Here is a 12,262-nt window from a genome sequence, read left to right as displayed (position 1 = left end):
ATGCTGACAAGCTGGGCTTATAAGCGCACCGTACGTCTGCGAAAGCGGGAGAACATTTCCCCTGACTCTAGCCAAGCCTTTGTCATCGCGGCACAAGGGCGCATCGCGGGCGGCATTCCCTTGCCGCCCTTCCCCGATCCATGGAGCATCTGTCGTGAACCGACGCCAATTTCTTGCCACCAGTGGCGCCACAGCCATCGCCGCCGCCACGCCACGCGCCTTTGCCCAGGCCAGCGAGACAGATGCGCGTTTCCGGACGATGCTGGACGGCTTCTTCTACGAGCGGCTGGAAGATTCGCCCGAAAGCGCGACGCGCCTCGGCCTGGACACCGGTGCACGAGCGGCATTGCGAGGCAAGCTCTCCGATACCAGCGCCGCTGGCGCAGCGCGCGACCTGGCCCGGACCAAGGCGCAGGCGAAGCAATTGGCAAGCGTCGACCGCACGACACTCAGTGCCGCGAGCCAGCTCGACTATGATGTCGTCGCCTATCAGCTCGATCGCGCGGTCGGTGGCGAGCGCTTCGGCTATGGCGAGACGGCCGGGCGGTTCGCGCCCTATATCCTCTCGCAGCTCACCGGCAGCTATCGCGAAGTGCCCGACTTCCTCGATTCGCAACATCGGGTGAAGGATGCGGCGGACGCCGACGCCTATCTCTCCCGCCTCGAAGCCTTCTCCGTCGCCATGGATGGCGAACTGGACCGGCAGAAGGCGGACGCGGCCAGGGGCGTGTTCGCGCCGGATTATATTCTCGACACGGTGATGAAGATGCAGGCAGCGCTGCGCGACCAGCCGGCGGTGCAGACCGTGCTGGTCGCCTCCTTCGCCAGGAAGCTGGCCGCCGCTGGCCTGCCGCCCGAACGCGCGACCCAGGCGGAACAGATCGTCACGGAGAAGATCTTCCCCGCCATCGACCGCCAGCGCGCGCTGGTGCAGCAGTTGCGGGCGAAGGCGGTGCATGATGCGGGCTGCTGGCGCCTGCCCGACGGCGAGGCTTTCTACGCCGCTGCCGCCGAAGCCGCGACCACCACACGCCTGACCGGCGACGAGATTCACCAGCTTGGCCTGGATCAGGTGGCGGAGATCAGCGGCCGGATCGACGCGATCCTAAAAGGGGAAGGGATGAGCCAGGGGACGGTCGGCGACAGGCTGGTGGCGCTCAACAAGCGGCCCGACCAGCTTTATCCCAACACCGATCCGGGCCGCGAGGCGCTGCTGGCGCAACTGAACAGCCAGATCATCGCGATGCAGAAGCGCCTTGGCGAAGCCTTCAACACCGTGCCCAAGGCGCCGGTCGAGGTGCGCCGCGTGCCGGTGACGATCCAGGCGGGCGCGCCGGGCGGCTATTATCAGAACGCCTCGCTCGACGGGTCACGGCCGGCCATCTACTTCATCAACCTGCGCGACACGTTCGACCGGCCGAAATTCGGCCTCGCCACGCTGACCCATCATGAAGCGGTGCCGGGCCATCATCTTCAGGTGTCGGTCGCACTGGAATCCGATTCCATCCCGATGATCCGGCGGCGCGGCTTCTACAGCGGCTATTCGGAAGGCTGGGCGCTCTATTCCGAACAGCTTGCCGACGAGATGGGCATGTATGCGGGCGATCCGCTGGGCCGGGTCGGCTATCTGCAATCGCTGCTGTTCCGCGCCACCCGGCTGGTGGTCGACAGCGGGATGCACGCCAAGCGCTGGAGCCGCGAGAAGGCGACCGATTACCTGATCGCCACCACTGGCATCGCGCGCGGCCGCAGCCAGGGCGAGATCGACCGCTACACCGTCTGGCCGGGTCAGGCATGCAGCTACAAGATCGGCCATACCGTGTGGAACGACCTGCGCGAGGAAGCGAAGAAGGCGCAGGGCGACAGGTTCGACCTCAAGCAATTCCATGAGGTGCTGACGCTGGGCGCGATGCCGCTGGATATCCTGAAACAGGCCGTGCGGCAGCGGGCGGGGATTGCATAAACCTTGCTAAGTACAGTGAAAAAACGGCCCGGCTATGCACCGGGCCGTCCAGTTCCTTCCACCCAAATCGCGAGAGGAGTGTCGAAGTCCCCGCGAACTGGCTGTCCTCACGGCCCCGGCCGCGAAACGTCAGTCTTCCACGCTTGTTACGGATGCGGAACCCATCTCCCCGTCGCGCATCGGGATATCGCCGGGGAGATGGACTATCCGGCAACCTGCCCACTGCCAGGCTATCCGGGCCTAAACCCCGTTCGCCCTGGGCCTGTCGAAGGGCATTCCTTCTCCTTCAGGAAAGGAGAGGGCTTCGACAAGCTCAGCCCGAACGGGTTGAGAAGGCACGGCCTGGATCAGGCCGCAAACTGATTCATCGTGTTGTGCGTGCCGCCAGCCTTCAGCGCGGCTTCGCCGGCGAAATAGTCCTTATGATCGTCGCCGATGTCGGAGCCGGCCATGTTCTGATGCCGCACGCAGGCGATGCCCTGACGGATTTCCTGACGCTGCACGCCCTTGACGTACCCCAGCATTCCGGCCTCGCCGAAATATTCCCTGGCGAGATTGTCGGTGCTGAGCGCCGCCGTGTGATAGGTCGGCAGGGTGATGAGGTGGTGGAAGATGCCCGCTTGGCGCGCCGCGTCCTTCTGGAAGGTGCGGATGCGCTCATCGGCTTCGATGCCAAGATCGGTGGCGTCATAATCCACGCTCATCAGCTTCGCCCGGTCATAGGCGGTGACGTCGCGCCCTTCCTTCTCCCAGGCGTCGAACACCTGCTGGCGGAAGTTCAGCGTCCAGTTGAAGCTGGGCGAATTATTGTAGACCAGCTTGGCGTTGGGGATCACCTCGCGGATACGGCTGACCATGCCGCCGATCTGGCCGATATGCGGCTTTTCCGTCTCGATCCACAGCAGGTCGGCGCCATTCTGAAGCGCGGTGACACAGTCGAGGACACAGCGATCCTCACCGGTGCCAGCGCGGAACTGGTAAAGGTTGCTGGCCAAGCGCTTGGGCTTCAATAGCTGCCCGTCGCGGCTGATGAGGACGTCGCCATGGCCGATCGCGGCCGGATCAACCGGCTCGCAATCGAGGAAGCCATTATAGAGGTCGCCAATGTCGCCAGCCTCACGGGTATAGGCGATCTGCTTGGTCAGGCCCGCGCCCAGCGAATCGGTGCGCGCGACGATCACGCCGTCATCGACGCCCAGTTCGAGGAAGGCGTAGCGCACCGCGCGGATCTTCGCGAGGAAGTCCTCATGCGGCACCGTGACCTTGCCGTCCTGGTGGCCGCACTGCTTTTCGTCCGAAACCTGGTTTTCGATCTGGATGCAGCAGGCGCCCGCCTCGATGAACTTCCTGGCGAGGAGATAGGTCGCCTCCGCATTGCCGAAGCCCGCGTCGATGTCGGCGACGATCGGAACCACATGGGTTTCGAAGCCGTCGATCTGCTGTTGCAGCTTCGCCGCCTTGACCTCATCTCCTTCTTCGCGCGCCTTGTCGAGGTCGCGGAACAGGCCACCCAGTTCGCGGGCGTCAGCTTGGCGCAGGAAAGTGTAAAGCTCCTCGATCAGCGCGGGAACGCTGGTCTTTTCATGCATCGACTGGTCGGGCAGCGGACCAAATTCGCTGCGCAGCGCGGCGACCATCCAGCCGGACAGATAGAGGTAGCGCCCCTTGGTCGTGCCGAAATGCTTCTTGATGGAAATCATCTTCTGCTGGCCGATGAAGCCGTGCCAGCAGCCCAGCGACTGGGTGTAATTGGCCGGATCGGCATCATAGGCGACCATGTCGGCGCGCATGATCTTCGCGGTGTAGCGTGCAATGTCGAGGCCGGTGTGGAAACGGTTCTGCACCCGCATCCTCGCGACGGATTCCGGCGCAATGCCGTCCCAGTTGGCCTGGCCGCCGATCAGCGTATCGGCCTTCGCGATTTCACTTTGATAGGTCATCTGTCCATCCTTCGGGTGAGCGGGAATGGACAGCGAAATAGACAGGAGATCTGCAATTGCGCAGCCCCGTCAAAGTCCAGTTGTCGATCTTTACAAAAATCTGATGTAAAGTTGTAAAGCTTATACAAGGGAACGGAGTCGATGACCAAGGATCGCCCGGTTTACATGGGTCCGCGCCTGCGCAGACTGCGGCGCGATCTGGGCCTGACGCAGGCGGACATGGCGGCCGACCTGGAGATTTCGCCCAGCTATGTCGCGCTGCTGGAGCGCAACCAGCGGCCGCTGACCGCCGACATGCTGTTGCGGCTGGCGCGCACCTACAGGCTGGACATGGCGGAGGTAGCGGGTGACGGCGGCGCGGAGCAGACCGCGCGATTACAGGCGGTACTGAAAGACCCGATGTTCGCCGATATCGACCTGCCCACGCTCGCGACCGGTGACGTGGCGGTCAATTATCCGGGCATCACCGAAGCGCTCCTGCGGCTCTACACCAGCTATCGCGAGGAGCATCTGGCCCTGGCCGATCGGGGGGCGGATCGCGGCGCGGGGCTGGAGCCTGTGGAAGATGTGGCCGATCCCGTGGCGGAATCGCGCCGTTTCCTGGCCGCGCGGCGCAACAGCTTTCCGGTGCTGGACGACGCGGCGGAGAGGCTGGCGACCGAGGCGGAGGCCGAGGGCGGCCTGACGGCCTGGCTCAAGGCGCGCCACAATCTGCGGGTGCGACGGTTGCCTTCGGATGTGATGGCCGGGTCGATGCGGCGGTTCGACCGGCATCGCGACGCCGTGCTGCTGGACGACGCACTGGACGGGGCCAGCGCACAATTTCAGCTCGCGCTCCAGATCGCCTATCTGGAAATGCGCAAGAGTTTCGACGCGCTGCTCAAGGACGGGCAGTTCAACAGCGAGAGCGGCCGCCGCCTCGCCCGCCGTGCTCTGGCCAACTATGGCGCGGCGGCGATCCTGATGCCCTACACGCCCTTTGCAAAAGCGGTCGAGGCACGGCGCTATGATGTGGAGGCGCTCGCCCGCCAGTTCGGCACGAGTTTCGAGCAGACCGCCCACCGGCTGACGACGCTCCAGAAGCCGGGGCAGGAACGGGTGCCTTTCTTCTTCCTGCGGGTCGATCCGGCGGGCAATGTGTCCAAGCGGCTGGACGGCGCGGGCTTTCCCTTCGCCCGTCATGGCGGCTCCTGCCCGCTCTGGTCGGTGCATCGCGTGTTCGAAACCCCGCGCGAGGTAGTGACGCAATGGCTGGAACTGCCCGACGACCAGCGCTTCTTCTCGATCGCGCGGACGGTGACGGCGGGCGGCGGCGGATGGGGGGCGCCCAGGGTGGAGCGCGCCGTCGCGCTGTGCTGCGCGGCGGAGCATGCGCACAAGCTCATCTATACGCAGGACACGCTGCCAGTGGAGCCGGCGCCGATCGGTGTCACGTGTCGCCTGTGTCACCGCGCCCAGTGCATGGCGCGTTCCGCCCCGCCGATCGGGCGCGAAATGCTGCCCGACGATTATCGCCGGACGCGCGCGCCCTTCGGCTTTGCCGACGGATGATCGATCAGATATGCAGAAAAATGGGGGAGAGCGCGAAGACCGCGCTCAATCCCCCAACCATGCCTCGCCCTGCCGGTTTTGCCGGCGGCATCCTCTCCAAGAAACTATTATTGGCGCGGCATCAGCAACGCCCCTCTAGCGCAGCGATGCGACAAAAAAAAGGCCGGTCCGAAGACCAGCCTGAAAGTTTTTAGGAGAGGATGCCTGAAAGGCACACCTCCTTTGCCAACCGGCCGGCACCTTCGCAAATGCGAAGGGAAAAACAGCAGTTGCATGGAATGCAACCGCAAGCGGAACGATGCCCATAAAGGGATTGTCAGGGCTTTGGCCCTAAACCCGCCGGATGCACGGACCGGCATCTGGACAGACGGGGTTAGGCGCCGCGATTCGCTATCGCCGCGACATTGACGGCCTGCGCGCGCTCGCCATCCTGCCGGTGCTGCTGTTCCACGCCCATGTACCGGGCTTTTCGGGCGGCTATGTCGGTGTCGACATCTTCTTCGTCATTTCCGGCTTCCTCATCACAGGGATCATCGCGCGCGAGGTCAATGAAAAGCGCTTCTCGCTCGTGCATTTCTATGAACGACGCTTCCGCCGCATCCTGCCTGCATTGACGCTGATGATGCTGGCGGTGCTGGGCGCGGCCGCCTGGCTCTATCTGCCGGGCGATCTGGAAGGCGTGCCGAAATCGGCGCTGGCCGCCACCTTCTTCGTCTCCAACCTCTGGTTCTTTGCCGACACCGGCTATTTCGCGGGCGGCGCGGACGTGAAACCACTGCTCCATAGCTGGTCGCTGGCAGTCGAGGAGCAATATTATATCGACTTCCCCATCCTGCTGATGCTGCTGGCGCGCTTCGCACAGCGCTGGCGGACGGCGGTGGTCGCGACGATAGCGGCGGGATCGCTGGCGCTCTGCGTCGCGATGCAGCGCGATGCGACCGGTTTCGCCTTCTATCTGCTGCCCGCCCGCGCCTGGGAATTATTCGCCGGCGCGCTGTTGGCGCTGGGCGCAGTACCCGTGGTGCGAGCGCACTGGTTGCGTGAGGGGATTGCCTGGGCGGGCGTTTCCGCCATTGCGTTCGCGGTCTTCACCTATGATCGCAGCACCCTGTTCCCCGGCGTCGCGGCGCTGTTGCCGGTGGCGGGTGCAGCCGCCCTGCTGCATGGCGCACCGGGCACCAGCATGGAGCGGCTGCTTGCCCTGCCGCCGCTGGTGGGCGTGGGCCTCCTCTCTTACTCCCTCTATCTCTGGCACTGGCCGCTGATCGTCTTCACCGAATATGCAACCGACCTGCCGCTGTCGGGATGGATACGGATCATGGTGATCGGCGGCGCGTTTCTGGCCGCCTTCCTGTCCTGGCGTTTCGTAGAACGGCCTTTCCGCAATCCGCGCCACATGCCAACGCGCCGGATCTTCGGCTTTACCGCCGCAGCCATGGCGACCTTGTGCGCCCTGTCGCTGGCGCTGTTTACCACTGGTCCCTGGTCGTCACGTTTCTCCCCGGCGGTGCTCGCGCAGATCGCCGGGCGCGACGATGTCAGCCCGAAGCGTGGGCGTTGTCACGACAGCTTCGTGCGCGGGATGCAGCCCTGCGTGCTGGGCGCGGCGACACCGCCCGACGCGCTGCTCTGGGGTGACAGCCATGGCGTGGAACTGGCCTATGCGCTGGGCCAGCAGGCGCGCGCGCAGGGCCGCTCCCTCATCCAGCGCACCGCGTCCAGTTGTCCGCCCGTGCTGGACTATATGGCAAAGGATGCCCGCTGCGCCGCCGCCAACCGCGCCATCTTCGCGGCGATTCGCGCGAACCCGCATATAAAGCGCGTCTATCTGGCCGCCTTTTGGGCCAATGGCGATTTCGATGATCCGGCCTTCGTCGCGAAGCTCGACCACAGCATAAAAGCGCTGCGGGCAGAGGGCCGGGCCGTCACGATCATCGGCCCCGTACCGCCCCAGCCCTTCGACGTGCCGCGCCGCCTGGCCCACCTTGCCTGTGCGGGTCGCCTCGCTGGGGCGACGGGCGTCGATCGCGCCACGGTCGAAGAACGCACCCGCCATCTGCGCAAACTCTTCACCGCATGGCAGGCGCGCGGCGTGGATTATATCGATCCGATAGCGGCCCTCTGCGACACCCGTCATTGTGCGATCGAGCGGGACGGCAAGCCGCTCTATTTCGATTCGCATCATCTGAGCGTTGCTGGCGCGCGCCTCGTGATGCAGCGCGGCGGTTAGGCCTATTCAGCGGCCAGCGCATATTCCTCACGCGGCAGTTCCCGCGCCAGCGCCTCAGCAATGTCGGTCACTAGTCCACGCATCCGCTCAATCCCCGGTCCCGGCCGATCGAGCGTCACGTCGAGATAGAGGGTACGGTCGATTTCGACCTGAATCGCGTGCATCCCGCGCCCTGGACGACCATGCCGCTCCAGCAGATAATCGCCCGCATAGGGGTGATTTTGCGCCGTCGCCACGCCATGCGCCTCGGCCATGTCGGCGATGAGCGCCATCAGCCGGCTGGATGCGCTGCGGCCGAACCGGTCGCCCAGCACCATGCCCGGCGCGCGGCGACCCGGCGCCGGGGGCGACAGCGGCGGCATACTGTGCAGGTCGACCAGGATGGCATGGCCATAGGCGTCGTGCGCCGCCTTCATCAATTGGGCCAGCATGGCATGATAGGGGCGATGGACCTGGTCGATCCGCCGCTGCACCTCAGCCCAGGACAACGGCCCGCGCCATAATTCTTGCGCACCGGGCAGACGGCGCGGCAACAGGCCCAGGCCGCCGCGCAGCTTCGCGCTGCTGTGCAGGGCGGCGCCATGCGGCACGTCGCGCAGCATCACCGGGTCCACTTCCCGCTCATGCCGGTTGAGATCAATCATCGCCCGCGCCGCCCGCGCGACCAGCACGGTGAAGCCACGCGCGATCAGCGGCTGAACGAGCAGGTCAGCCCAGCGATCTTCCAGCCGTTGCAGGATTTCCGGCCGTACCCGCGCCTGCGCCAGAAGGTCTGCCGGATAATCGCGCCCGGCATGGGGCACCGACACTATGACGGGGCGGCTGGGCGTCGCTGGCCCGTGCAGGTCGAAAAAGCCGTTCGTAGAAACAGGAGGATGCGGCGCGCCGTCGTCCAATGCGGTTCCTTTCACCGGCGCGTCCAATGTGGTTCCCCGGATGGATAATATTTACACCTTGTCGCATATAAGCGGACATCGCGCCAGCCAGAGGGGTGGGAGGCGCGCGACCAGACGATAGGACGAAAACGGGGCGATGATTCGCATATTGTTGGCAGAAGATGATGAAAGTATGCGGACCTATCTTGCCCGCGCACTGGAAAAGTCGGGTTATGAGGTGGTTTCGGCCGCCACCGGGTTGGAGGCGCTGCCCCATATCAACAGTGACCGGTTCGACCTGTTGCTGACCGACATCGTCATGCCGGAAATGGACGGCATCGAACTGGCGCAACATGCCGCGCAGGTCGCGCCCGATATGCGGATCATGTTCATCACCGGCTTTGCCGCCGTGACGCTGAAGGCCGGCAAGGCCGTGCCACAGGCCAAGGTGCTGTCCAAGCCCTTCCACCTGCGCGACCTGGTGCTGGAGGTCGAGCGGATGTTCGACAGCCAGAGCGTGTCGGGCCTCAATTGAGGCTCAGCCCGGAACGACTTCCTGCATGTCTGGCGTGGGGTCGAGCGGCAGGCCGGCCATGGCTGCGTTGAAGCGTTCGCGGTCCAGCCCCTTTTCCCACACCGACACCACCACCGTCGCCACCGCATTGCCGATGAAGTTGGTGAGGCTGCGGCATTCACTCATGAAGCGGTCGACGCCCAGGATCAGGGTCATGCCCGCGACCGGCACCGACGGCACGATCGACAGCGTAGCCGCCAGCGTGATGAAGCCCGCACCGGTGACGCCGGCCGCCCCCTTGGACGAGATCATCGCCACCAGCAGCAGCAATATCTGATGCTCCAGGCTGATATGCACATTGCACGCCTGGGCGATGAACAGAGCCGCCAGCGTCATATAGATGTTGGTGCCGTCGAGGTTGAAGCTGTAGCCCGTCGGCACCACAAGCCCGACCACCGACTTGCGGCAGCCGGCGCGCTCCATCTTCTCGATCAGGCTGGGCAGCGCCGCTTCCGAAGAGGAGGTGCCGAGCACCAGCAGCAACTCAGCCTTCAGATAGCGGATGAGGTGGAGGATGTTGAACCCCACCAGCCAGCCGACCGCGCCCAGCACCCCCAGCACGAACAATAAGGAAGTGAGGTAGAAGGTCGCCACCAGCCCGGCGAGATTGGCGAGCGTGCCGACGCCATATTCGCCGATGGTGAAGGCCATGGCCCCGAAAGCGCCGATCGGCGCCGCCTTCATCAGCAGGGCAACCAGCTTGAACACCGCATGGCTGGCGGATTCGAGCACGCGCATCAACGGATCGGCCTTGTCCCCAATCATGGTCAGCGCGATACCGAACAGGATCGCCACGAACAGCACCTGCAATATGTTGCCATCCGCCACCGCCGAAACCATGGTCGAGGGGATGATGCCCATCAGGAAGCCGGTGAGCGTCGTTTCATGCGCCTGATGGGCATAGTCGGCGACCTTGCCGGCATCGAGCGTCGCTGGATCGATATTCAGGCCCGCGCCCGGCTGCACGACATTGGCGACGATCAGGCCGACGATGAGGGCGAGGGTCGAGAAGGTCAGGAAATAGGCGAACGCCTTGGCCGCCACCCGACCGATCGCGCCCAGTTCCTTCATCCCCGCAATGCCGGTGACGATGGTCAGGAAGATGACCGGAGCGATGACCATCTTCACCAGCTTGATGAACGCTTCGCCGAGCGGCTTCAACTGCTTGCCCGCATCGGGCCAGACATGGCCGATCAGCACGCCAAGCGCGATCGCGACCAGCACCTGGACATAAAGCTGTCGGTAGAAAGGCAGCCGCGGCGCTATCTGGAGCGGCGAGGATGGCGATGGCAGCATATATCTGGGCGTCCCCCTGTCTGCGCCGCACCATATGGGCGGCCCCAACCCTGTCCAGCAGAATGTTGGCCGGAAGAATGTTGGCCCGACGCAATTTCCCGCTTGCGCGCTGTGCTACCCCCCGCTATTGGCCCCCTCCACGGCGGGCGTGTAGCTCAGTGGTAGAGCACTGTGTTGACATCGCAGGGGTCGCAAGTTCAATCCTTGCCACGCCCACCATGGAAAAGCCCGGCAGGTCGATGACCTCGCCGGGCTTTTCTATGCTCGGAGAGGGATAATTGCAGCCCTCCTTCCAGTGACATGCTCCCGGTGCGCTAGGCGAAACCGCTTGCCTGCCTTCAAGTCCATGATATTCTTCATATCCGATGCGTGCACAGGATCATGAAGCCGCCATCTACCCCAATCATCCGGTGTGGTGCGCGCTGTCTTCCTATGTCGTTGGTCCTGAAAATACCCGCCTCTCCTTCGTACAACGGCTCGCCCGCGAAAATGGCTGGAGCGAAACACAAGCGCTGCGCGTGTTCGAGGAATATCGCCGTTTCTGCTTTCTAGCGGTGACGAGCGATTGCGAACTCACTCCGTCCGACGCGGTCGATCAGGCTTGGCATCTCCATCTGACTTACAGCCGCGACTATTGGGAACGTTTCTGCCCCGATGTTCTCGGTCGACCACTGCACCATGGGCCGACCGCCGGGGGGGATGTCGAACGGTCACGCTTCTTCGAACAATATGCCAGGACGCTGCAATATTATGAGCGGGTCTTTGGCGCGTCGCCTCCCATTGATCTCTGGCCGGGCGCCGGACGACGACTGATCGACGATCCCCGATCACGGCGCGTCCATCCACGCGACGGAATGGTGGTTTCACGCTCCACGCTGCGGGCAATTCTCATTGCCACGGCGCTGATTGCCATGCTTCACTTTATCATATGGTAGAGGAACCTTGGGTCATGAGAATCTTCGATCATGATGAGTGGACCGGTGGCCAGTTCCTCACCCTGTATATCATACTTCTCTGCATCGTCATTCGTCTGGGATTTGCCATTCCCCGCTATCTTCGCGCGCGTGGCAGCGAAGCCGGCGCGATTGATAATGAGCAGGCCGCCTTTCTCTCCGGCGGTCCCGGCCGCGTTTTCGATCTGATCGTTACCCGGCTCCTGTCGGCACGACTGCTTGCGCTGACCGACGACCGCCAGATCGAGATCGTGCGACGCGACATGCGGCGTAGCGGAGCGGAGGCAAGCATACTCGCGCTACCCTCCCCCATCCAATGGTCCGCGGTCGAGAATGCGCTCCATTCGCATGTGGACGCGCTGCGGCGCGGGCTCGTCGCCGCCGGACTGCTGATGGACGAAAGACGGGCTATGCTGGTCCGCCTGTGCCAGACGCTGCCCTATCTGCTGCTGCTCACATTCGGCATATCGCGCTGGCGCTATGGCACCGCGCTCGACCATCCGACCGGCTTCCTGACCATATTGCTGATCGCCACCATCATCTTCACGCTCATGCGCTGGTTCATGCGCGAACCGAGGACGTGGAGCGGCATTACCGCGATCGAGGAGGCGCAGGCGCGTGCCGAACGTCTCCAGCGCGCGCCCACTGCCGATGAAGCCGTGCTCGCGGTTGCGCTGTTCGGCACTATGGTACTCGTCGGCTCCGGCTGGAACGACTTTCATCTGATGCGGACCAACAGCGGTCACTCCGACAATGGAGGTGGCGGAGGATGCAGCGGCGGCGGGTGTGGCGGATGCGGAGGATGTGGCGGATAGATGGAGGCACTCTTCGACATCCCTTTCCATGAAGGCCCAGCGCAACGATAACGGCCAGTGCGGCA

The 12,262-nt window shown here is 64.1% G+C and carries 10 protein-coding genes and 1 tRNA gene; 8 read left to right on the top strand and 3 right to left on the bottom strand.

Annotated elements, in window-relative coordinates; all coding sequences use genetic code 11:
• The first annotated feature begins 154 nt into the window (after positions 1 to 154).
• Positions 155 to 1,963, top strand: coding sequence for a DUF885 family protein (locus MOK15_RS16185; RefSeq protein WP_242932544.1), 1,809 nt, complete (start codon positions 155 to 157; stop codon positions 1,961 to 1,963).
• Between the two features lie 347 nt (positions 1,964 to 2,310).
• Here MOK15_RS16185 and MOK15_RS16180 read toward each other — a convergent pair whose 3' ends face one another.
• On the bottom strand, positions 2,311 to 3,903 hold the full coding sequence (locus tag MOK15_RS16180; protein ID WP_242932543.1) for an isocitrate lyase: 1,593 nt from the start codon (positions 3,901 to 3,903) through the stop codon (positions 2,311 to 2,313).
• 141 nt (positions 3,904 to 4,044) lie between these two features.
• On the opposite strand from MOK15_RS16180, the gene MOK15_RS16175 reads away from it, so the two are divergent.
• The 3 genes from MOK15_RS16175 to MOK15_RS16165 all read left to right on the top strand — a co-directional run bounded on the left by MOK15_RS16175 (position 4,045) and on the right by MOK15_RS16165 (position 7,684).
• Positions 4,045 to 5,454 carry a short-chain fatty acyl-CoA regulator family protein gene (locus tag MOK15_RS16175; protein WP_242932542.1) on the top strand — a complete coding sequence of 470 codons (1,410 nt, stop codon included), beginning with the start codon at positions 4,045 to 4,047 and terminating at the stop codon, positions 5,452 to 5,454.
• A complete protein-coding gene (locus tag MOK15_RS16170) occupies positions 5,451 to 5,648 on the top strand; it encodes a hypothetical protein (protein ID WP_242932541.1) in 198 nt (65 codons plus the stop codon). The genes MOK15_RS16175 and MOK15_RS16170 overlap by 4 nt, the downstream gene beginning before the upstream one ends.
• 149 nt (positions 5,649 to 5,797) lie before the next feature.
• Positions 5,798 to 7,684: an acyltransferase family protein gene (locus tag MOK15_RS16165; RefSeq protein ID WP_242932540.1), complete on the top strand. Its 1,887-nt coding sequence runs from the start codon at positions 5,798 to 5,800 to the stop codon at positions 7,682 to 7,684.
• A 2-nt stretch (positions 7,685 to 7,686) separates the two neighbouring features.
• Here the strand turns inward: MOK15_RS16165 and MOK15_RS16160 are convergent, their stop codons facing one another.
• Positions 7,687 to 8,580 carry an N-formylglutamate amidohydrolase gene (locus MOK15_RS16160; RefSeq protein WP_242932795.1) on the bottom strand — a complete coding sequence of 298 codons (894 nt, stop codon included), beginning with the start codon at positions 8,578 to 8,580 and terminating at the stop codon, positions 7,687 to 7,689.
• Positions 8,581 to 8,716: 136 nt separating this feature from the next.
• Here MOK15_RS16160 and MOK15_RS16155 point away from each other — a divergent pair, with 136 nt between their 5' ends.
• Positions 8,717 to 9,094 (top strand): response regulator, encoded by a 378-nt coding sequence (locus MOK15_RS16155; protein ID WP_242932539.1) that lies wholly within the window; start codon positions 8,717 to 8,719, stop codon positions 9,092 to 9,094.
• Positions 9,095 to 9,097: 3 nt separating this feature from the next.
• On the opposite strand, the gene MOK15_RS16150 is transcribed toward MOK15_RS16155, so the two are convergent.
• Complete coding sequence (locus tag MOK15_RS16150) at positions 9,098 to 10,429, bottom strand: dicarboxylate/amino acid:cation symporter (RefSeq protein ID WP_242932538.1); 1,332 nt, start codon at positions 10,427 to 10,429, stop codon at positions 9,098 to 9,100.
• 144 nt (positions 10,430 to 10,573) lie between these two features.
• Between MOK15_RS16150 and MOK15_RS16145 the strand changes: the two genes are divergently transcribed.
• The 3 genes from MOK15_RS16145 (at position 10,574) to MOK15_RS16135 (ending at position 12,197) form a co-directional block, all read left to right on the top strand.
• A tRNA-Val gene (locus MOK15_RS16145) sits at positions 10,574 to 10,648 on the top strand.
• Positions 10,649 to 10,794: 146 nt separating this feature from the next.
• Entirely contained in the window at positions 10,795 to 11,364 is a 570-nt protein-coding gene (locus MOK15_RS16140; protein WP_242932537.1) for a hypothetical protein, read from the top strand.
• A 14-nt stretch (positions 11,365 to 11,378) separates the two neighbouring features.
• A complete protein-coding gene (locus MOK15_RS16135) occupies positions 11,379 to 12,197 on the top strand; it encodes a TIGR04222 domain-containing membrane protein (RefSeq protein ID WP_242932536.1) in 819 nt (272 codons plus the stop codon).
• The last annotated feature ends 65 nt before the right edge of the window (positions 12,198 to 12,262 follow it).

Source organism: Sphingobium sp. BYY-5 (assembly GCF_022758885.1).
Lineage (GTDB): Bacteria > Pseudomonadota > Alphaproteobacteria > Sphingomonadales > Sphingomonadaceae > Sphingobium.
This window is presented reverse-complemented; position numbering and strand designations above follow the sequence as displayed.